Genomic DNA, 22373 nt, shown 5'->3' on the forward strand with positions numbered 1-22373 from the left:
GTAATTTAATAGAATCTCACGACCAACTCGTAAAATTAAATATAGCTATTAATTTGTTGACTGAATCAACAAAATAGAAACCTTTTTAATATTAACTTTCTCATAAACGTTATGAATTTACCGCTATTAATAAATACTAAAAAAACAACAACGAATTTACCAATATTGATAGAATTATCAGCACTTTATAAAGCAATGATAAAAATAACTTCCATGCGGTTTAGATAACATAACTTATATATAATAATCTTTAAATAAACTTTCAGTCAAAGGTTTATTCAAAATATCTTCATTACATTTTTAAGCGTGATTAATTTTTCAGAGAATAATTAAAATAGTGAATTGATTATATTGAATATTTATTGTGATTTGTTTGATATGGTTATTATTACTTTAATATTGCCTTTTTAAAACAATATTAAAGTAATAATTTATTTTGTATTAAAAGATAAAATTTAATAAGTCCAATTAAAGTAGAATCCTAGCGTTAGGTGATTAGTGTCAAACTTTTTGGGTTTATAGATAGGCACGCCAGCAAACATGTCATAATAAATACCAAATTGACGTCCTCTTACACCAACAACGGAACCAATTAACCTTTTACCTGATAATTTTTCTGAATTCCCGCCAGAAACACCGCCGGTATCTATTCCTAAATACCATTGTTGATTAATCGGGGCAATCCATGTAAGTTCATTTCGTACATACCATCCATTATCAGCACTCAACATTTCTTCACCATCAAACCCTCGCACAGTCCAACGGCTACCTATAGAAAAGCGATCTGGAGGAGTTAATTTATTACGTCTGGTCATTTGTCCATTATAATCAAAACTATAACCAAAGTTTTGGTTGGCTAATTTAAAAGGAACATATACAGAAAGATTAACTTTGAAAATATCTGTTAAAGCACTACCAATTTTCGCATATTCTTCTGGTGCCTCTTGGGCGCCAAACCAGCGCACACCTTTTTGATACCAAGCGCCAGCATAAAGTACTATATTGTCAATATAGTGACTATGCTGTAACCCCAATTGCCAGTTACTGGTTTTGCGATGTTGAATCTCTATTTCAATATCATTTAAATAGTTACTTGATTCTCGCATGTTAACGCCATAACTCAGTATCGTTTTTTGAGATTCATTGCGATGTAAAACTCGGCTAAGTTGTAAATTATAATATTTGCTTCGTCCTTTATATTCATAATCTACAATTCCCGAAATCTTTTGGTGATAAGTGTTACCATATATCGATGCATCTAAAAGCCAATAGCCATAGGGTACTGAATAAGAAAAAATATAATTTTTAGAACCGTATTTACTTCTTCCTTCCAGATCATGTCCGCCTGAAACATAAAAACTATCACTAAGACCTAAAGGATTATCGAGATAAAATGTCAGCCCACCTTGATTTCGTCCGGTATCTTTTGTACCCGAGTTATCGAATGATAAGCCTAATCGCCAATATTTAGATTGTTTACGTTTAATAATTATATTGCTTTCACCTTGACCAGAACCGGGTACCAATTCAATTTGAGCGCTTGCAGTTGGAATTCGTTGTAGGTTTTCAAGACCTTGCTCTATAGCACGGAGATTTAATAGATCGCCTCTTTTTAAAGGCATTGTGGTCATTAAACTTGCATACTGATCACTATCAGATGTATAAATAATATCTTGTACAGTCCCTTTGAGTAATAATAATTTAAATATGCCTGTGTTTAAATCTTGTTGAGGAGCGAGAACTCGTGTTGTTATATAACCATAGCCAATTAATTGATTTTGTAATTCCGTCATAAGTAAATTGAGTCCCTTCCCTCCTAAACAACGCCCCTCTGCTTGCTTAGCTAAAGAATTAAGTGGGATAGTAAAGGGTAGATTATCTCTTTCTAATAACTCAACATGTTGAATAGGAAAACAAAATTGTTCTTCTGGAAAATCGATAGTTTTTACATTTTTTATTGGGGATGACAAACTTACTTTGGGCGCTCTAGAAGATAAAGCTTCTTCTGTTGCTTTTTGCCTTTCTTGTTGGTAAATAAGCTGCTGATTACTTATTTTTTGTTCTTCCGGCGTAGGTAATTGTCTTGCACTCGTATTGGAGGAAATGATAAAGCTTACAATTATAATTGATAACGTTCTGATTTTCATCGTTTTTTTCCATTACTAATTTTTGGCTCGCCGTTATGTTAATTCGATTATCTAAATAAGTCCATTAAAAATTCATTAACAAACAAAAATTTAAGAAAATTAACATTTAAAAACATTTTCTTATTATAAGAAGATATATTAGGATATATCTCTTAATAGGATTTTAAAGTTATGTTATAGAAAGAAACAGGCAATATTTTGATAGTATTAATTGATAATTATGACTCTTTTACTTTTAATATTTACGATTATCTATGTCGAGCAGGTGCCAACGTTAAAGTTATCAAAAATGATGAATTAACCATTGAAGAACTAAAAAAAATCAACTTTTCTAAACTTGTCATTTCACCTGGTCCAGGCACCCCTGATAATGCAGGTATTTCACTGACAGCATTGCACGAATTTATTAATCGTTGTCCAATTTTAGGCATCTGTTTGGGGCATCAAGCTATAGCTCAATATTTTGGGTATTCCATTATTAAAGCCCCAATACCTATGCATGGTAAAATGGATGATATCACTCATGATGGTAGCGGACTTTTTTATGGTATTAAAAATCCCTTGTCAGTAGTACGTTATCATTCATTAATCGCTTGCGATAATGTAATATCACACCAATCACCATTGATGGTAACTGCTCGAAATAAACAAGGATTAATTATGGGACTACGCCATAAAGAATTACCTATCGAATCAGTTCAATTTCATCCTGAAGCGATCAAAACCGAATGCGGTTTACAAATAATTCAAAATTTTGTTTCTAAATAGGAATTTCATGAAAGTTTATATTGATTTTGAAGGGCAACATAAGTGTTTTAGTAATCCCATTAAAATTTTCAAATCTACAAATATTGAGTCTATAAAACAACAATTAGACGAAATAGAAAAATTAGTTCACCAAGGCTATTATGCAGTTGGTTATCTTGCCTATGAATGTGCCAGTGCTTTTACTGCGTCAAATAAAACCCAATCTCTTGATCAGCAAAATACAGATTTGCCTTTACTACTTTTTGGTATTTTCAATAATTTCACTCTGACCGACGTACCAAATACAAATAATTTTGTACCCAAACCATCTGATTTAAATTACGATACTTCTCTAGAAGAATATCATAAAAAGATCGATTATATTCGGTCCCAGATTAAACTTGGTAATACGTATCAAACTAATTATACTATTCGAATAAATGCATCTTTTAATGAAAATCCCATTGATTATTACTTTTTCCTTCAGAAAAATAATCAAGCAAATTATTGCGCATATTTAGAATATAATGACAATTATATTCTATCCATATCACCTGAATTATTTTTTAAAATAGACAATTCAACGATAACGACAAAACCGATGAAAGGGACTGTCGCTCGAGGATTAACAACACAACAAGATCAAGAGCAATTAAAACGACTCTTATCTGAAAAAAATCTAGCTGAAAATATGATGATTGTGGATTTGCTGCGCAATGATTTAAGTCGAATTTCAAAATCTGGCTCTGTCACTGTGCCAAAATTGTTTACAACAGAAAAATATCCAACGTTGTGGCAACTAACCTCAACAATTGAAGGGCAATTACAAAAAGACGTGAGTCTATATCAGATCTTTCAAGCGCTATTTCCTTGCGGTTCAATTACCGGTGCTCCAAAAACGAGTACGATGCAAATCATTTCTGATATTGAAAATTCGCCACGCGGTGTCTATTGTGGAACAATTGGTTATATCCAACCATTTATGGAAAAAGCGTTATTTAATATTCCTATCCGCACCTTAACGATTAATAATCAACAGATGTCCTATGGTGTTGGAGGAGGAATTACTTGGGATTCGACATCACAAGATGAATATAACGAAATCTTGACTAAAGCTGCAATATTAAACCGTAAGCTACCTATACCTGAATATATCATAGAATCGCTTTTGCTTGAGGACGGACAATTTTTTTTGTTTGATGCGCATTTGACAAGATTAGCTGATTCAGCTGATTATTTTAGCTTTGTGTGTGATATACAGACGATTAAACTTAATCTTATCGAATTAGCAAATTCATTACCTAAACTTAGGTATAAAATTAGAATTTCACTACCCAAAGATGGTAAGTATAACATTAGCTTAAGTGCCATTAATGAGCCGTTTAAAATAAGCGAACTCGCATTTGCTCCTAATTGCGTTAATAGTAATAATGTTTATCTTTATCATAAAACATCAATTCGAGAACATTTTCCTCAATTGACCGAAGGTAAGGAATGTATCAACTTCAATCAAAATGATGAAATCACCGAATTTGTTAATGGAAACATTGCATTATTTATCAACCATCAATGGGTGACGCCTAAAATATCATCAGGATTACTATCAGGAACTCTGCGACAATTTTATTTATCGCATCGGCAATTATTAGAAAAAACAATCACCAAAGCAGATATATTAAAAGCTGAAAAGATAGCATTTATCAATAGTGTTCGTAAATGGATTGACATCGATATGCAGGTATTAAATCGTTTTAAACAGCAACTACAAGATTCTACAAATAAGTAATAAGCATTTCATCATCTAACGATGATGAAATGTCTCATTGTCATTAATCCTTAATAGAATTTGCAAAATCTGACTCTTCGTCCTGCCAACCTTTAGATAAGGCTTCGACTAATGCGTCGTAACCATTGTTAGTCAATGGTACATGACGTTCAAAAGATTTTGTTTTAATCCTATCTTGACTATCTTTCACTACCCACCGCCCTTTTACTATAGCATCCCCGGTATGACTACCATGAAATCCATCAATAAATAATTTTACAGTCAAATTTGGAGTGGTAATTGATTTGGTTGATACTAAATAATTGGGTAAATAAACGGTAAGATCTTGCTCCAAACGATCACCTAACTGTTGTGAAAGCGTTGATACCCATAAATTATTTTTTGCTGTAACATATTTGATATCTTCTGTTTGCAACACGATACCCGGTTTATTCAAAAAACTGGCAACATCTATCGATTCAATCCATATAAAACCGTTCGTTGTTTTTATTTTTTGTAAATTATGAGATGGCAAACCACTCGCTAACTGATAATAGCTTTTATCAGGTGAGCTGGATGAGCATCCCGTTAATATCATGAACAACGATAAAACAGCGATCGTTGAAAATTTTGTTATTTTTCTCATTATTTTTTACCTTTTGCTTTCGGTTCAAGATCTTGTTTATCTGGAGCTGAAAATATCAGCGCATTACTTTTATCATTTAACGTATTTAATAATGGTGTCAATTCATCCATCATCTGCTGAATTTTCTGCAAGTTCTCTTTCATTTGATTGTTCATTTCTGAACCCGGTTGGAATTCTTTTAATGTTTCAGACAATGAACGTAGAGTTTTTTGCAGATCCTTAGGCATATTCTGCATCTCTTTACTACTCATCATTCGATTTAATGATTTTATCAAACTTTCTGTTGATGCAAGTGATTGATTAAACTGATCCATCGTTTTATTTAAAGGAAGATTATTAAAGTTATCAAGCAGTTGCAATATTTTAGCCTGTATTTGAGCAATACCTGTTGATGTAGTTTCTATTGTGTCATAACCAAACTGTTTAGCATTTTCCTCACTATATTGATCTTTCAAATCAGGATAAAAATCAAGATCAATGTAAAGTGCGCCTGTAAACAAATTAGATGTTTTTAATGAAGCTCTTAATCCATTTTTTTGCTCATCGATAATGAGTTTTGCAATATTAATTTTTTCTTCTACCAATTCAGATAAACGTTCTGGTTCAATCTTAATTAACACAGGTACTTTTTGATTCAATATTGGTGATGCTTTTAACATTTCTGGCGTATAGAATGGTACTTTACTTACGCTACCTAATCTAATACCACGATACTCCACAGGCGATCCTACATTGAGTCCAGATATAGAATCTGAAATCATGATCAGAAACTCTTTATAGTCTGTATATTGGGATTCTTGTATTGATTTTCTATCATCATATAATTTATATAAATCATATTGTTTAGCTGGGGCACCCAATTTAGAACCATCTGGTAAATCAAAGCTAATTCCACCTGACATTAATACATCAAGCGATGGAAAATTTAAACTAGCCCCCATGGAAGAAAGGGTAAGATTGACCCCTCCTTCTTTCCAAAATCTGACATTTTGTGTGACTAAAACATCATAAGGCTCTTTAATGAAAACTTGGTATTTCATTTTTCGGGCATCAACATCAAATGATGAAGTCTCAACATTACCAACACGATAACCTCTAAACATAACCGATGCGCCACGAGGAATCATGCCACTTTGATCGCTTTCTAAATTTAATCGTATTCCTCTAATACTCGGATCAGATAATGGTGGGTTATCCGATAAGACAAAAGGATCATTTCGGAAACTATGCGTATCGTTTCCAGATACTAATTCAATATAAATTCCAGATAGAATTGTGCCTAAGCCAGTTACACCATCACGACCTATCTCTGGTTTTACCACCCAAAATATAGAATCATTTTTAAGTAAAGGATCCATTCCATTATAGATACGTCCTTTAATGACTACTTGTTTGTAATCATTAGATAATGTCACTTCATCAATGATCCCCACATCAACACTGCGGTTTTTAATCACTGTTTTTCCAGCAACAATACCATTAGCATCTCTTGCTAAGAGTGTGAAAGAAGTGCCTCTATCAGCAAAATGTGAATAAATTATCCAAAGCCCTACAATAGCTGTAACAATAGGAATAATCCATATTGCCGAGATAGCTCTGATTTTAATTATTTTTGCTAATCTATTTGAAGTTGTCATAATTTTCCTATAATGCTAATTTCTAATTGCTCGATGATCCCAAATTAAGCGAGGATCAAATTTTTGAGATGCAATCATTGTCACAATAACTACAGTAGCAAAAAAAACTACACCAATATCAGGGTATACACCCATCATTTGTTGATTTCTGACTAATGAACAGACTACTGAAACAACAAAGATATCTATCATTGACCATTTACCAATAAATTCTACTGCACTATATAATTTTTTCATTTTTAAACAGCTTTGTTTTGTTTTTCGCTTAATCGCTATTGCGAAATAACAAAGCCAACTAAGAGAAATGATTTTTAATATTGGGATAACGACACTCGCTGTAAAAATAACAAGTGCAACAGGGACATCACCGGCTTGCCACATATAAATTACACCATCCATAATAGTTGAAGTGGACGATGATCCAAGTACAACTGTTATCATAATTCCATATAAATTAGCTGGAATGTAGATAAGTAATGACGTCACTAATAAAGCAATAGTCCATTGGATTTTATTTCGGTTTCTAATCTGACTTTTTTGTTTACATCTTGGGCATTTAACATATTCGAAAGGTAAAATAGCATGACAACAACCACACAACTTTAATTTTTGGCTGATTGCCGTTTTTCCTGTTTTTAGTTCATTTTTGGCAAAATTATTAGTTTTAATTTCATTCCAAATGGTTTCGGGTGAAAAAATGACTAACGCTTTAATATAAAAAAAAGCGAACAAACAAAAAGCCCAGAAAGAACTCGTAACGCCAATATTGCCATAACTCATCAATTTAACAAAACTGACCAAAACCCCAGTAAGAAATATTTCAGGCATACACCAATGTTGAAATTTTTCATAAACGACAAGTAGATCTCTTTTTCGGTATTTAGAAAGTGTTAATTTCGAACAAAGCAACGCAATAATAGATAAATTTATTATTGGAAATAACAATACGAAAAGTACGAATAGTGCCGAAATATAGCTGTAATTATCAAAAAATAGCGTTTTAGGAATATCAATAACACTGACACCATTAAAATTGCCAATCAAACGTATATCGATAAATACAAACCTGCTAGCCGCTATCATCATAACGATTGAACATATCGCATACATCATCGATTTAAACTTCATATTTACATCGTTTTTAGCCAATGTAGTATTACAACGCGGACATACAGCTTTATGCTCTAAAAGAATATCACTTACTTCGACAACCAGATCGCAATTAGGGCACAATTCATAATCATTATGTTGTTTTTCAATGGTCATTATGTTCCTTTACTCGCACTTTACTCTGGTATGTAAAAATAGTTAAGTTTAGCATAACATTTAAGTCTAAAGCTTCAAACTATTTGATTATCAAAAATTGCTAACTTAGTAATCAATTTTATTTTAAACTCAATACTAAGCACCTTTGCGTAATATAATAACACATGTAATTTTTACCGAAAAATTAATTTGTTACCAATTTTATCGTGTCAAAAGACGAATATTAAATTCGTGATTCTAGATAAAAAATATTACACTAAATTACAGCTTTACCGATTATTACATTTACTTACAAATAATGTTAAGTACAATTGATTTCATCATCGACAGTTAAAAGTGATCTCTTTTTTTTATTCATACTTATATTTCATTATTTCCCCCCCCATTTTGGTAGCCTGAATATAATTGAGAATTTCAATGAGTATTAATAAAAAATCTATTTATTACGTATGGTTAACAAACTATTCCGTTCTCGTAAAAAAAGCTTGATACTGTATAACAATACAGTATAATAGCGTTCAATATGCTAACTCATTGGAATTTTATTATATGAACGAAAACAAACAACGCGCACTTTCAGCAGCACTAAGTCAAATCGAAAAACAATTTGGTAAAGGTTCTATTATGCGTTTAGGTGATACCCAAACGTTAGATGTTGATGCAGTTTCTACAGGTTCATTAGGGCTTGATATTGCATTAGGGATTGGTGGTTTACCAATGGGGCGAATTGTTGAAATTTTTGGACCAGAATCTTCTGGTAAAACAACGCTTACATTATCAGTTATTGCACAAGCACAAAAAGAAGGTAAAACCTGTGCATTTATTGATGCTGAACACGCTTTAGATCCAATTTATGCTGCAAAATTAGGGGTACAAGTTGATGACTTATTAGTTTCACAACCCGACACAGGTGAACAAGCACTTGAAATCTGTGATGCACTTGTTCGTTCAGGCGCAGTTGATGTGATTATCGTTGACTCGGTTGCGGCATTAACACCAAAAGCTGAAATTGAAGGTGAAATGGGCGATTCTCACATGGGATTACAAGCTCGTTTAATGTCTCAAGCACTGCGAAAATTAACTGCAAATATCAAAAATGCTAATTGTTTAGTGGTATTTATTAACCAAATTCGGATGAAGATTGGTGTGATGTTTGGTAACCCAGAAACAACAACTGGTGGTAACGCACTTAAATTTTATGCTTCTGTTCGTTTAGATATTCGTCGTACTGGTGCAGTTAAAGAAGGCGAAGATGTTATTGGTAGTGATACTCGCGTTAAAGTGGTTAAAAATAAAGTTGCTGCACCATTTAGACAGGCTGAATTTCAAATTTTATATGGTTGTGGTATCTCTAAAGATGGTGAACTCATTGATTTGGGGGTAAAACATAAATTAGTTGATAAAGCAGGAGCATGGTATAGCTACAACGGTGAAAAAGTGGGTCAAGGTAAAGCTAACTCAATTAAATTTTTACAAGAACACCCTGAAATTGCGAATGAGCTTGAAACAAAATTACGCGAACTATTATTAAATAGCCCTGCTGTTTTTTCTGATGAAGACACATCACCAGAAGATGAAAGTTTTGAGTAATGAATAAAAAGCTCAATAAACCCATTTTAAATAAAGCTGTGCAATTACTTGCACAGCGTGACCACTCATCATATGAATTAACGCAAAAGATAACGCTTTATTTTGCAAATAAATTGAAAAAAACAGATGACGATTACCACGAGCAATTAAACCAAATTAAAAGTGATATCAATAATGTTATTGACTATTGTACTACACAAAATTGGATAAACGACATTCAATATATTGAGAAATACATTATTATGCGTGCCAACAAAGGGTACGGGAAGTATCGTATAGCATTAGAGCTGAAACAACGTGGTTTGCCAACACATTTGAGCCAAGATCTCCTTTACCAATGTGATATTGATTGGTCTGATCTCGCTTATAAGCAATTGATCAAAAAATTTAAAATCATTGATCCTAAGAACAAACTACAATGGCACAAAAATGTACAATTTTTAATAACAAGAGGTTATACACAAGATGATGTAAAAAATATGTACGGTTTGTTGACTTAAATTGGTAAAATATCTAAAATGTATCACATCGAAGTTAGAACGATACCCTTTACGAATAAAGCTCACTAGGTCATTTTGTTTTTCCTTATTTACTTGTAATATTAGCTAGATTCACTGCAGTATAAAGAATATCTACTATTCAACTTTAGTTGTAACGGGTATGTTACTATGTTTAAAAATTAATCATTTTTATATGGAAGCCTAAATGAAAAGCACTGCAGAAATTCGTCAAAGTTTTCTTGACTTTTTCAATAGCAAAGGACACGAAATTGTAGCCAGTAGTTCCCTTGTACCACATAATGATCCAACATTATTATTTACTAATGCAGGAATGAATCAATTTAAAGATGTCTTTCTTGGCATTGATAAACGTCCATATAGTAGAGCGACAACCGCACAACGTTGTGTGCGAGCAGGCGGTAAACATAACGATCTTGATAACGTTGGTTATACTGCAAGACACCATACTTTTTTTGAAATGTTAGGAAACTTTAGTTTTGGTGATTACTTCAAACGTGACGCCATTCATTTTGCTTGGGAATTATTAACCAGTAAAGAATGGTTTAATCTACCGAAAGAAAAGTTAACAGTTACTGTTTATGAAACAGATGATGAAGCATTCGCAATTTGGGAAAAAGAAATCGGTATTCCTAAAGAACGCATCATTCGAATTGGCGATAACAAAGGTGCGCCTTATGCATCTGATAACTTTTGGCAAATGGGTGATACTGGCCCTTGTGGACCTTGTACTGAAATATTTTATGATCATGGTGAACACCTATGGGGTGGGCCACCAGGTAGTCCTGAAGAAGACGGTGACCGATTTATCGAAATTTGGAACATTGTCTTTATGCAATTTAACCGCCATGCTGATGGTACTATGGAGCCTTTACCTAAGCCCTCAGTAGATACGGGTATGGGACTTGAGCGTATTGCTGCGGTTCTGCAACATGTTAATTCCAATTATGATATCGATTTATTCAGCAAATTAATTAAAGATGCAGCAAAAATTATTCAGACGAATGATTTGGAAAGCAAATCCCTGCGAGTGATTGCCGATCATATTCGCTCTTGTGCATTTTTAATTTCAGATGGGGTAATGCCTTCTAACGAAGGTCGCGGTTATGTATTACGTCGAATCATACGTCGAGCCGTACGTCATGGTCATATGCTTGGAGCTAAAGGAATCTTTTTCTACAAACTCGTTAAACCATTAATTGAAGTAATGGAAAATGCAGCGATTGAATTAAATAAAAATCGTGAACATGTAGAAAATACACTGAAATTAGAAGAAGAGCAGTTCCTAAAAACATTAGAACGAGGCTTATTCTTACTTGATCAGGAATTAACTAAGCTCACAAGCAATGTTTTACCAGGCGATATTGCATTTAAATTATATGATACATATGGTTTCCCATTGGATTTGACTGCTGATGTCTGCCGAGAAAAAAATATTACTATTGACGAAGTCGGTTTTAATAACTGTATGGAAGAGCAACGAAAACGTGCTCGCGAATCAAGTTCATTTAGTGTCGATTATAGTAACGTAATTAAACTTGATGATATAACTGAATTTTTAGGTTATCAAGCAACGGAATCTTCAGCAAAAGTTATTGCAATATTTAAAAATGGCCAGAAAGTTGACAGTATTCATGCTGGTGAAGAAGCTATTGTTATATTGGACAAAACACCGTTTTATGGCGAATCTGGTGGTCAGATAGGCGATAAAGGTGTATTAACCAGTGCAAACCTTGAGTATACGGTTTTTGATAGTCAAAAATACGGAAAAAGTATTGGTCATTTAGGACAAATCGCTAAAGGTTCATTAAGCGTTGGCGATAGTGTCACAGCTGCTATAGACGTAGAGTTACGTGAACGTATACGACGTAACCACTCAGCAACGCATCTATTACAAGCAGCATTACAGCAGATTTTAGGAAGTCATGTTCATCAAAAAGGTTCGCTAGTTAACGATAACTATCTGCGTTTTGACTTTTCACACAATCAAGCCATAACGCCAGAACAAGTGATTGAAATCGAAAACTTAGTCAATCAACAAATACGTCGTAATTTACCCGTTGATGTTGAACTGATGCCAATTGACGAGGCTAAAAATCGAGGTGCAATGGCATTATTTGGTGAAAAATACGAAGATATTGTTAGAGTTTTAACAATGGGAGATTTTTCAATTGAGTTGTGTGGAGGAACTCACGTAGATAAAACCGGCGATATTGGCTTATTTAAAATTACTTCTGAGTCCAGTATAGCTTCGGGAGTACGTCGTATTGAAGCGACAACAGGACAAAATGCAATTGACTTTATACATCATGAATCTAATTTGCTTGCTCAAATTGGACAACTGATTAAAAGCGATAAATCTACTGTTTTAGTTCGTATTGAGCAATTGCTTGATCAAACTAAACAATTAGAGAAAACCATTGAGCAATTGAATGCACAAAAAGCTAGCCAACAAAGTGCACAACTTCTCAATCAATGTGAAAACATTAATAATAAAAATTTGCTAATTGCTAAAATTGATAACGTCGAAGCTAAGCAATTACGAACGATGATTGATGATTTAAAAAATCAGTTGAAATCGGGCGTAATTATTCTAGCTGCTGTCAACGATGGCAAAATCAATTTAGCAGCTGGCGTAACAAGTGATTTGATCAATATTGTTAAAGCTGGCGAATTAGTATCTCAATTAGCATTAATGGTAGGTGGTAAAGGCGGTGGGCGGCCTGATTTTGCCCAAGCAGGTGGAATGGATCTTTCGGCGTTACCAGGAGCGTTATCTTCTGTGAAAAAGGAAATCAGTAATAAATTACAAGCGAGTTAGCTAGATGAACTCTATGGTTTAATCATGCAAGAGTTCATCTGTTAAATCCGTCGTGCTGTTATGATGATGGGCTAACAAAGCTACTTTTTATAACAGTTTGGATATATAAATAACTGAGAGTAGGAGATCTAATGTTAATTTTAACTAGGAGAGTAGGTGAAACACTAATAATTGGTGACGATGTCGTTATTACCATTTTAGGCGTGAAAGGCAATCAGGTCAGAATTGGTATTAATGCACCTAAAGAAGTTTCTATTCATCGAGAAGAAATCTATAACAGAATCCATCAGGCGCAAAACAAGGCTGATGAGGTTTCTGAGCCTAAAGAATAGCAATTTTTTGGGCACGAATTAGACAACTAGAACGCGTAAGCAAAAAAATGTTTGACTTATTTTTTGTAAACCGTAATATGTGCGCCACACATAATGATTTTGTTGTTCAGATAAAATCATAGTTGTTTTGGTGAGATGGCCGAGAGGCTGAAGGCGCTCCCCTGCTAAGGGAGTATGCGGTCAAAAGCTGCATCGAGGGTTCGAATCCCTCTCTCACCGCCATTTTTAAAAATTTAAAATATGCATCCGTAGCTCAGCTGGATAGAGTACCCGGCTACGAACCGGGCGGTCAGGGGTTCGAATCCCTTCGGATGCACCATTTTAACAGAATTCAAAATATGCATCCGTAGCTCAGCTGGATAGAGTACCCGGCTACGAACCGGGCGGTCAGGGGTTCGAATCCCTTCGGATGCACCATTTTAACGAACTTACAAGCATCCGTAGCTCAGCTGGATAGAGCACTCGGCTTCGAACCGAGCGGTCAGGGGTTCGAATCCCTTCGGGTGCGCCATTTAAGCATCCCTAAAAATTCTTCGTTTTATACTAATCAATCAAAGGTTATGATCTATAAAACCACCTGAAAAATTATTCCATACGCATAGATTAATCATCTGCTCTACTCTACACTTTAGCATGTTTACCAATACCCTAAAAATGCTAATATAAAACGCTCTGCAACGCTTTTTATATTTCTCAAGTGTCTTTTATTCTCCATTCCTATTCAAGCCTTAGAAAGTGATTTAAGGAAGATTTGATGTCAAAATTCGTATTCTTTTAGCAACGCAATAAATTTACTATCAAAATGTAAAATAAACACCATAATAAAAGCGTTATGCTCCCACAAATTATCCCTGTTATTGCAAAACCAGAACCGCTTTTATTATTATTTTTTATCTCAATCATAGCAACAGCACCCAAAACTATAGCGACAATAGCGAAAACAATACTTAAAATATTGATGACCAATATAGTAACGAGTGATGTAATTCCACAAATCATTCCCGCTATAGCTAAACTACTTGTTGCTTTATATTGTTGTTGATCCATTTATCTTTTGCCCTTAATATTTTTGAAAAATAAAATAAATAGCAGTTAAGTATAAGATTATCGTTTTAGCAGATCAATCTAAGAGATATTTCACTTTATCAATCATAAATCACCGCTATTCAAATTATTTTTTATAGATGCAAATAAAATCGATATCAGTAGAAATCAACATGCAATAATAACTAAATGATTTAGAAGATGTTTAAATGCTATATAAAAACAGACAAATAGATTTTAAACGAGCATGGAACATCGGTATGATAAAATTTACTAAAAAATAATTGTTAATAACTTGTATTTGTTTTTTCTTTTATGAATAATAGTCAAGATAAAATATTCAGCAGTATAAGCAAGAAAAAATAGATTATAAAAATAATTGCTTTTATCCAATTGAACTACATTGATTGACGAATATCAGTTAGATTTCTTCGGGTGTACCACTTCGGTTGAATCCCGATATAAATCGAGTATACTAAGCTCAAACTTTAAATATTTATAATCAGTCTGCTTTTTTTATTTTAAATATGGTCGTCGCTATAATAAAATAATCATTAAAGTAGATAGATATCTTTAATTAATCATAATGGACTTTTTTTATGTTGGACCCGAATTTACTCCGAAATGAATTGGATCTTGTCGCTACTAAATTAGCGCGCCGTGGATTTAAATTAGATGTTGATAGTATTCGTCAACTAGAAGAAAAACGTAAAGTACTACAAGTTGAAACCGAAAGCTTACAGGCAGAGCGTAATGCACGTTCTAAAGCAATTGGTGAAGCTAAAGCTCGTGGTGAAGATATCACGTCCGTACGTGAAGAAGTCAATAAGCTTGGTGAAAGACTCAACAGTGCTAAAGCTGAGCTTGAAATCTTACTGAATCAAATTAAAGATATTGCATCAAATATTCCAAATATACCGGATGATTCTGTGCCTGACGGTAAAGACGAAAATGATAATGTTGAAATATCGCGTTTTGGTACGCCAAGAACATTTGATTTTCCGGTACAAGATCATGTTGCTTTAGGTGAACGATTTGGTGGGCTTGACTTTGCTGCGGGTGTAAAACTCACTGGGGCTCGTTTTGTGGTGATGAAATCACAAATTGCGCGTTTACACCGAGCTATCACTCAATTCATGTTAGATCTTCATACCGAGCAACATGGCTATGCTGAAATTTACGTACCTTATTTAGTTAATAAGGCTACTTTATTTGGAACAGGTCAATTACCAAAATTTGCAGGTGACCTATTTCACACAAAACCGCTCGATGAAGAAGCAGAAAGCAGTAATTATGCATTAATTCCAACCGCTGAAGTTCCGGTAACAAACTTAGTGCGTGATGAAATTTTAGATGAAAATGAGCTTCCATTAAAAATGACTGCTCATACACCTTGTTTCCGTTCTGAAGCAGGATCTTATGGTAAAGATACACGTGGTTTAATTCGTATGCACCAATTTGATAAAGTTGAGTTAGTGCAAATAGTGAAACCTGAAGAATCCATGCAAGCATTAGAAGAGCTGACTGCACATGCTGAAAAAGTGTTGCAGTTATTAGAACTGCCTTATCGAAAAATTGTGCTATGTACCGGTGATATGGGCTTTGGTTCTTGTAAGACCTATGATCTTGAAGTTTGGGTTCCTGCTCAAAACACTTATCGAGAAATCTCTTCTTGCTCTAATATGTGGGATTTCCAAGCACGCCGTATGCAAGCTCGTTATCGTAGCAAAGCAGACAATAAAACTTATTTAGTTCATACTTTAAATGGTTCAGGATTAGCGGTAGGTCGTACATTGGTTGCCATTATGGAAAACTATCAGCAAGCTGATGGAAGTATTAAAATTCCATCCGTTTTAGTTCCATACATGAATGGTGTCGAAGTGATAGGCTAAAAAACGTTTTTTAACTCTATAATAGCGCTATCCATTAGCGCTATTTTTTTATTAAATAAGGTGAAATCATGATAAAAGGTGTTGTCCTGTCAATACTCGCATCATGCCTTTTTGGCTTACTTTATTATTATCCCGTGTTATTGCATCCCTTGTCAGTTATTGATATCTTTTGCTGGCGATTGTTAACTTCTTTTCCTGCGATTGTAATATTAATTTTAATCGAAAAACAGTGGTCTGCCATTCATCTACTTTTTGTCCGTATAAAAACACATCCCCTTCTCTTAATTGGGTTATTGTGTTCTTCACTATTATTAACAATCCAGATGATGATCTTTATTTGGGCGCCTATCAACGGACATGGCTTGTCGGCTTCCTTAGGCTATTTTCTACTACCGTTAACCATGGTTATTTCAGGACAGCTGTTTTATCAAGAAAAGCTCAGTTTTTTACAAAAAATAGCGGTGGGACTTGCAGCATTAGGCGTCACTATTGAAATTGTTAATACAGGCGCATTTTCGTGGGAAACTGCCGTCATTGCCCTCGGATACCCCGTTTATTTTATGACACGCCGAAAATTACAAATAGAAGGCATTGCAGGCACATTTTCAGACTTCTTCTTTATTTTTATTGGTTGTTTGTTTTATTTTATTCTTAACTACAGTTGGGATGAGATTATTGATGACATTACCCATTTTCCTATTTTTATCCCTATGCTAGGAATCATTACCGCTATTGCTTTTGCAATGTATTTTGTTGCAAGACGATTACTACCGATGGGATTATTTGGATTACTAGGCTATGTAGAACCGGTTCTGCTTTCTATGGTATCGGTACTATTTTTGCATGAATCAGTATCATCAGAGCATATCATCTCATATGGACTCATTTGGTTGTCTGTCTGCGTATTAGCGCTAGAAGGGAGTATATTTGTTTTACGAGCGATAAAACGTAAAAGAATTCGGTAAATAACAAAAAAGCACATTTTAATGTGCTTTTATTTGATATAGCGGAATTTATTTACTAAACGTGACCGGCTGACCATAACTTTCAATAATCGCTTGGATTCTATCTAAAGTTTCTCTTGGCGGCGCCTCAACACCTTCCAATTGATATTTATCCCCTATCGTATCCCATTTATAAGCCCCCATTTTATGGTAAGGCAATAATTCAACACGCTCAATATTATCCATTCCTTGAATAAATTGACCTAGTAGATGCGCAGAATTATCATCATCCGTCCAGCCTGGCACAACGACATAGCGGATCCATGTTTTTTTATTAATTTTTTGGAGATATTTAGCAAACTCAAGTACCCGTTTATTCGAAACACCAACCAGTTTTTGATGTATTTCATCATTCATCTGTTTTAAATCAAGCATCACTAAATCCGTTACTTCCATTAACGCATCAACAGTCTGATCAAGTTGTCTGGCATAACCGTTAGTATCTAGACAGGTGCTTATACCCTCTTCATGACAGGCCTTAAACCATTCTGTAATAAATTCAGATTGCAACGTTGCTTCACCACCGGATGCGGTCACACCACCACCATTAGGCATGATAAAACTTTTGTAAGAAACAATTTCTTTCATTAATTCATCAACTGTGACTTCTCGTCCTGCTTTCAAATCCCAAGTGTCACGATTATGACAGTATAAACAACGCATTAAACAACCTTGAAAAAAGACAATGAAACGAATTCCAGGCCCATCAACAGTACCAAAAGATTCGAAAGAGTGAATACGACCTTTAATCGGTTGCTTGGTTGTCATAATAATATTTTGTTCCATAAAAATTCTCTAATCATTGCTTACATTATTTTATATAGCTTATTTTAACTCAGATAAGGGTTAGCTTTCACCAATTGCATTAATCAATTAATATCTTAGTCTTTCGGTGATTATACAGGTTAACTGTCAACAATATTGAATTATTATTAATGTACTAAAGTCATAAAGATTCATTTTGTTGTTTCGGAAATAAAAAACTAGCAATGATAGCAACACTCAATGCGATTAACACAACGAGTAAACTCATTGTCGCCGAAATATTGTATCCATGATGCCAAATATGATCGGTTGCATTTAAAAGTAATTTGAACGCAATAAAAAACAATATGGCTATTACTGATTTTTCCAAATAAATTAGATATTTCTTCAATGCTTCAAGTACAAAAAATAAACTACGCAAACCTAAGATTGCAAACATCATAGCACTATAAATAATTAATGGGTCACGACTTACCGCAATAATAGCGGGAACTGAGTCAAAAGCGAACATCACATCTGATAATTCAATAACAGATAAACATAAAAACAATGGTGTGACAAAAAAATAAGCTTTAACATTACGCTTTATTGCCAAATCTTTATTTTCTTGTTTAGTTAACTCTTCGTTAACCTGTGTCTTACTTAAGAAAAATTTATTCCCATATAATTTAGGCCAAACAGGAAAAAATTTTTTTACTAAACGATAGGCAAGATGCTGAGAATAGTCTTCAACTTTCTTATCAGCACCATCGTTTTTTAGCATCATAAATGCAGTCCAACCAACGACTAATGAAAAAACGATTTCTGCATAAGAGCTTAATCCAAATAATTTGGTACCAATAATTACAAATATCGCCCTAAAAATAATCGCACCAATAATTCCCCAATATAAGATTCTATGCCAATATTTTGTGGGTATTGAAAACCAAGAAAATATTGCCATCATGACAAAAAGATTATCAACAGACAGCACTTTTTCCAATGCATAACCTGTAATAAATAAATTACCCGTTTCCCAACCATAATAAAAATAAAGGTAACCTGCAAATAGTAGGGATACAGCCAACCAGAAAATTGACCATACTGAAGCGCTTTTTAATGTCACTTCACTATCTTTTCGATGCATAAAAAGATCAATGATTAAAGCGCCAATTAAGATTCCCAAAAAAATAAGTATTGTATGGATTGGATAACCCCAAAAAGTTTCGTTCATTTTCATCCTAATTATTTATTGTGTTTTCTGAATATTAGTTGTGTATGCTAATTAACCTAAATATTAATCACTACCATATTTTTTGACTCATCTGTGATGATAGAGCATTATTTAATATTTAATGATGAAGGACACCCCGATTATTTAATGCTATTTTGGAGACATCCATCATTTTGTTAGTCATATCATACCACATAATCTTTTCGTATTAATTATCTTAGGTTAAATCAACTTTTTTAAGAAGTTTATTTGACATTTAATTATATTAAAAAGCACGGTTTAACTAATTTCATTTATACTTGATCCAAACAAAAGCAAGTATCAGTTTTGTTTTTATTCACTTTAACAATACTCAATTCAAAGAATTAATTATATAAACTCGATAGAATCACTTTATCAATCTACCGTCGTCTTTAATAATGGTATTTAGTAAAATATTTCTTATTCAACATAGTGTATATTCACTAAAATGCGAAAAACTCATAGTTGAAAAGAATGATTCAGTTCTTATTGGTTGAAAAAATTTTTTCAATAAAAGTTGATGATTAATAATAAACATCATTTACTATTAATTCTGTGTGAGGATAATAATGAGTTTTGAGAAATTTACTAATTCCTTGGTCTTTATAATTTACTCATAAAGACCAAGGTAACTAGAACCTAGAACAAATTACATTGATTGTGTAAAAGTACGTGTAATGACGTCTTTTTGTTGTTCTTTAGTTAATGAGTTGAAACGTACTGCATATCCAGAAACACGAATGGTTAATTGTGGATATTTTTCAGGGTGTTCCATCGCATCTAATAATGTTTCACGATTTAATACGTTAACATTTAAGTGCTGACCACCTTCAACTGACGCTTCGTGGTGGAAGTAACCATCCATTAAACCAGCTAAGTTACGTTTACGTGCATTATCATCTTTACCTAATGCATTTGGTACGATAGAGAAAGTATAAGAAATACCGTCTTTAGCGTAAGCAAATGGTAATTTAGCGACAGATGTTAAAGAAGCAACCGCACCTTTTTGGTCACGTCCGTGCATTGGGTTAGCACCTGGTCCAAATGGCGCACCGGCACGACGACCGTCTGGCGTATTACCTGTTTTCTTACCATATACAACATTTGAAGTAATGGTTAATACAGATTGTGTAGGAATTGCATTACGATAAGTTTTCAGTTTTTGAATTTTCTTCATGAAACGTTCAACTAAATCGACAGCGATATCATCTACACGTGGATCATTGTTACCGAATTGTGGATATTCACCTTCGATTTCAAAATCAACCGCAAGACCGTCTTCATCACGGATGGTTTTTACTTTTGCATATTTAATTGCAGATAATGAGTCAGCAGCAACAGAAAGACCAGCAATACCACATGCCATAGTACGAATAATATCACGATCGTGAAGAGCCATTAATGATGCTTCATAGCTGTATTTATCGTGCATATAGTGAATTGCGTTTAATGCTGTCACATATTGTTTTGCTAACCAATCCATAAAGTGATCTAAACGAGCAAAGACTTTGTCGAAATCAAGATATTCATCAGTGATTGGATCTTCTTTCGGACCAACTTGCATTTTTAATTTCTCATCCACACCGCCATTGATTGCGTATAGAAGAGTTTTAGCAAGGTTTGCACGCGCACCAAAAAATTGCATTTGTTTACCAACAATCATTGGGCTTACACAACATGCGATTGCATAGTCATCGTTGTTAAAGTCTGGACGCATTAAATCATCATTTTCATATTGTAAAGATGACGTATCAATCGATACTTTTGATGCGAACTCTTTAAATCCACTTGGTAACTGTTCAGACCAAAGAATAGTCATATTTGGTTCTGGTGATGGTCCCATTGTATATAAAGTATTTAAGAAACGGAAAGAAGTCTTAGTAACTAATGTACGACCATCAACACCCATACCAGCGATAGATTCTGTTGCCCAAATAGGGTCACCAGAGAATAATTCATCATATTCTGGAGTACGTAAGAAACGAACCATACGTAATTTCATTACGAAGTGGTCAACAATTTCTTGAGCATCTTTTTCAGTAATTAATCCAGCTTCAAGATCACGTTGGAAATAAATATCAAAGAATGTTGAAGTACGGCCTAAAGACATAGCGGCACCGTTTTGAGATTTAACCGCAGCTAAATAACCGAAGTAAGTCCATTGAACAGCTTCTTGTGCCGTTTTCGCTGGTCCAGAAATGTCGTAACCATATTTAGCAGCCATTTCTTTAATTTGACCAAGCGCACGATGTTGTTCAGCGATTTCTTCACGACGTTGCATTGTCATGGCTAAATCAACACCATTTTCAAAATCCGCTTGTAATGAATTGAATTGTGCAAATTTGTCTTGCATCAAATAGTCGATACCGTAAAGTGCTACACGACGGTAATCCCCAATGATACGACCACGGCCATACGCATCAGGAAGACCAGTGATAACACCTGATTTACGACAACGAAGAATATCTGGCGTATAGATATCGAAAACACCTTGGTTATGGGTTTTACGATAATCAGTAAAGATTTTTTTGACTAAAGGATCAAGAGTTCTGTTGTAAGCTTTACAAGAGTTCTCGATCATTTTGATACCACCAAACGGGATAATCGCACGTTTTAATGGTTTCTCAGTTTGTAGGCCAACAATTTTTTCTAAATCTTTTTCAATGTAACCTGCATCATGAGCAGTAATTGTCGAAATAACACTTGTATCAAAATCTACAGGGGCATGGGTAGCATTTTCAATTTTGATGCCTTCCATAACTTTATCCCATAATTTAGTTGTCGCATCAGTTGCGCCAGCTAAAAAAGACTCATCACCCTCATATGGTGTGTAGTTTTTTTGAATGAAGTCGCGGACATTGACATTATTTTGCCAATCACCATCTTTAAATCCTTTCCAAGCGACCGCTTGTACTTCGTTTAAATTACTCATAGTTTTTCACCTCAGGTTTACTAAAATTTCTAT

At 34.0% G+C, this 22373-nt stretch carries 16 protein-coding genes and 4 tRNA genes; 12 read left to right on the plus strand and 8 right to left on the minus strand.

The genetic code is table 11. The features are described 5' to 3' along the window. Positions 1–455 precede the first annotated feature (455 nt). Complete coding sequence (locus tag GYM75_RS09430; RefSeq protein WP_220215709.1) at positions 456–2147, minus strand: ShlB/FhaC/HecB family hemolysin secretion/activation protein; 1692 nt, start codon at positions 2145–2147, stop codon at positions 456–458. A 198-nt stretch (positions 2148–2345) separates the two neighbouring features. Between GYM75_RS09430 and GYM75_RS09435 the strand changes: the two genes are divergently transcribed. After that, on the plus strand, positions 2346–2915 hold the full coding sequence (locus GYM75_RS09435; RefSeq protein ID WP_220215710.1) for an aminodeoxychorismate/anthranilate synthase component II: 570 nt from the start codon (positions 2346–2348) through the stop codon (positions 2913–2915). A 7-nt stretch (positions 2916–2922) separates the two neighbouring features. Next, on the plus strand, positions 2923–4680 hold the full coding sequence (gene pabB, locus GYM75_RS09440) for an aminodeoxychorismate synthase component I (protein WP_220215711.1): 1758 nt from the start codon (positions 2923–2925) through the stop codon (positions 4678–4680). Positions 4681–4723: 43 nt separating this feature from the next. Here the strand turns inward: pabB and GYM75_RS09445 are convergent, their stop codons facing one another. The 3 genes from GYM75_RS09445 to GYM75_RS09455 are packed head-to-tail and all read right to left on the minus strand — an operon-like array spanning position 4724 to position 8208. After that, on the minus strand, positions 4724–5305 hold the full coding sequence (locus tag GYM75_RS09445; RefSeq protein WP_220215712.1) for an ABC-type transport auxiliary lipoprotein family protein: 582 nt from the start codon (positions 5303–5305) through the stop codon (positions 4724–4726). Continuing rightward, positions 5305–6942: an intermembrane transport protein PqiB gene (pqiB, locus tag GYM75_RS09450; protein WP_220215713.1), complete on the minus strand. Its 1638-nt coding sequence runs from the start codon at positions 6940–6942 to the stop codon at positions 5305–5307. The genes GYM75_RS09445 and pqiB overlap by 1 nt, the downstream gene beginning before the upstream one ends. 15 nt (positions 6943–6957) lie before the next feature. After that, a complete protein-coding gene (locus tag GYM75_RS09455; RefSeq protein ID WP_220215714.1) occupies positions 6958–8208 on the minus strand; it encodes a PqiA/YebS family transporter subunit in 1251 nt (416 codons plus the stop codon). A gap of 549 nt (positions 8209–8757) precedes the next feature. On the opposite strand from GYM75_RS09455, the gene recA reads away from it, so the two are divergent. The 8 genes from recA (at position 8758) to GYM75_RS09495 (ending at position 13980) form a co-directional block, all read left to right on the plus strand. After that, positions 8758–9798, plus strand: coding sequence for a recombinase RecA (gene recA, locus GYM75_RS09460; protein WP_220215715.1), 1041 nt, complete (start codon positions 8758–8760; stop codon positions 9796–9798). Beyond that, positions 9798–10298 (plus strand): regulatory protein RecX, encoded by a 501-nt coding sequence (locus tag GYM75_RS09465; protein ID WP_220215716.1) that lies wholly within the window; start codon positions 9798–9800, stop codon positions 10296–10298. The genes recA and GYM75_RS09465 overlap by 1 nt, the downstream gene beginning before the upstream one ends. 205 nt (positions 10299–10503) lie before the next feature. Next, complete coding sequence (gene alaS, locus GYM75_RS09470; protein WP_220215717.1) at positions 10504–13137, plus strand: alanine--tRNA ligase; 2634 nt, start codon at positions 10504–10506, stop codon at positions 13135–13137. Between the two features lie 131 nt (positions 13138–13268). Then, entirely contained in the window at positions 13269–13469 is a 201-nt protein-coding gene (csrA, locus tag GYM75_RS09475) for a carbon storage regulator CsrA (RefSeq protein WP_065559044.1), read from the plus strand. Between the two features lie 129 nt (positions 13470–13598). After that, positions 13599–13691 (plus strand) — tRNA-Ser (locus GYM75_RS09480). Positions 13692–13711: 20 nt separating this feature from the next. Next, a tRNA-Arg gene (locus GYM75_RS09485) sits at positions 13712–13788 on the plus strand. 21 nt (positions 13789–13809) lie between these two features. Next, positions 13810–13886, plus strand: a tRNA-Arg gene (locus tag GYM75_RS09490). 17 nt (positions 13887–13903) lie between these two features. Next, positions 13904–13980: transfer RNA gene (locus GYM75_RS09495), tRNA-Arg, on the plus strand. 263 nt (positions 13981–14243) lie between these two features. Here the strand turns inward: GYM75_RS09495 and GYM75_RS09500 are convergent. Beyond that, on the minus strand, positions 14244–14516 hold the full coding sequence (locus tag GYM75_RS09500; protein ID WP_220215718.1) for a DUF4190 domain-containing protein: 273 nt from the start codon (positions 14514–14516) through the stop codon (positions 14244–14246). Positions 14517–15112: 596 nt separating this feature from the next. On the opposite strand from GYM75_RS09500, the gene serS reads away from it, so the two are divergent. Together serS and rarD are read left to right on the plus strand one after the other, a co-directional pair. Beyond that, the gene (gene serS / locus GYM75_RS09505; RefSeq protein ID WP_220215719.1) at positions 15113–16405 is read left to right on the plus strand and encodes a serine--tRNA ligase; all 1293 of its coding nucleotides are present in this window, start codon (positions 15113–15115) and stop codon (positions 16403–16405) included. Positions 16406–16473: 68 nt separating this feature from the next. Then, the gene (gene rarD, locus GYM75_RS09510; RefSeq protein ID WP_220215720.1) at positions 16474–17370 is read left to right on the plus strand and encodes an EamA family transporter RarD; all 897 of its coding nucleotides are present in this window, start codon (positions 16474–16476) and stop codon (positions 17368–17370) included. A gap of 48 nt (positions 17371–17418) precedes the next feature. Here the strand turns inward: rarD and pflA are convergent, their stop codons facing one another. From pflA to pflB, 3 genes are all read right to left on the minus strand, one after another. Beyond that, positions 17419–18195 carry a pyruvate formate lyase 1-activating protein gene (pflA, locus tag GYM75_RS09515; RefSeq protein ID WP_220215721.1) on the minus strand — a complete coding sequence of 259 codons (777 nt, stop codon included), beginning with the start codon at positions 18193–18195 and terminating at the stop codon, positions 17419–17421. A gap of 160 nt (positions 18196–18355) precedes the next feature. Then, positions 18356–19387, minus strand: coding sequence for a TerC/Alx family metal homeostasis membrane protein (locus tag GYM75_RS09520; RefSeq protein WP_220215722.1), 1032 nt, complete (start codon positions 19385–19387; stop codon positions 18356–18358). Positions 19388–20057: 670 nt separating this feature from the next. Beyond that, a complete protein-coding gene (gene pflB / locus GYM75_RS09525; protein ID WP_220215723.1) occupies positions 20058–22340 on the minus strand; it encodes a formate C-acetyltransferase in 2283 nt (760 codons plus the stop codon). Positions 22341–22373: the final 33 nt, after the last annotated feature.

Source organism: Gilliamella sp. ESL0441, from assembly GCF_019469185.1.
Classification (GTDB): Bacteria; Pseudomonadota; Gammaproteobacteria; order Enterobacterales; family Orbaceae; genus Gilliamella.

Coding starts and splice junctions, on each gene's coding strand:
- GYM75_RS09430 (WP_220215709.1), bottom strand. CDS start 2,147: ATGAAAATCAGAACGTTATCAATTATAATTGTAAGCTTTATCATTTCC.
- pabB (WP_220215711.1), top strand. CDS start 2,923: ATGAAAGTTTATATTGATTTTGAAGGGCAACATAAGTGTTTTAGTAAT.
- GYM75_RS09445 (WP_220215712.1), bottom strand. CDS start 5,305: ATGAGAAAAATAACAAAATTTTCAACGATCGCTGTTTTATCGTTGTTC.
- pqiB (WP_220215713.1), bottom strand. CDS start 6,942: ATGACAACTTCAAATAGATTAGCAAAAATAATTAAAATCAGAGCTATC.
- GYM75_RS09455 (WP_220215714.1), bottom strand. CDS start 8,208: ATGACCATTGAAAAACAACATAATGATTATGAATTGTGCCCTAATTGC.
- recA (WP_220215715.1), top strand. CDS start 8,758: ATGAACGAAAACAAACAACGCGCACTTTCAGCAGCACTAAGTCAAATC.
- GYM75_RS09465 (WP_220215716.1), top strand. CDS start 9,798: ATGAATAAAAAGCTCAATAAACCCATTTTAAATAAAGCTGTGCAATTA.
- alaS (WP_220215717.1), top strand. CDS start 10,504: ATGAAAAGCACTGCAGAAATTCGTCAAAGTTTTCTTGACTTTTTCAAT.
- csrA (WP_065559044.1), top strand. CDS start 13,269: ATGTTAATTTTAACTAGGAGAGTAGGTGAAACACTAATAATTGGTGAC.
- GYM75_RS09500 (WP_220215718.1), bottom strand. CDS start 14,516: ATGGATCAACAACAATATAAAGCAACAAGTAGTTTAGCTATAGCGGGA.
- serS (WP_220215719.1), top strand. CDS start 15,113: ATGTTGGACCCGAATTTACTCCGAAATGAATTGGATCTTGTCGCTACT.
- rarD (WP_220215720.1), top strand. CDS start 16,474: ATGATAAAAGGTGTTGTCCTGTCAATACTCGCATCATGCCTTTTTGGC.
- pflA (WP_220215721.1), bottom strand. CDS start 18,195: ATGGAACAAAATATTATTATGACAACCAAGCAACCGATTAAAGGTCGT.
- GYM75_RS09520 (WP_220215722.1), bottom strand. CDS start 19,387: ATGAACGAAACTTTTTGGGGTTATCCAATCCATACAATACTTATTTTT.
- pflB (WP_220215723.1), bottom strand. CDS start 22,340: ATGAGTAATTTAAACGAAGTACAAGCGGTCGCTTGGAAAGGATTTAAA.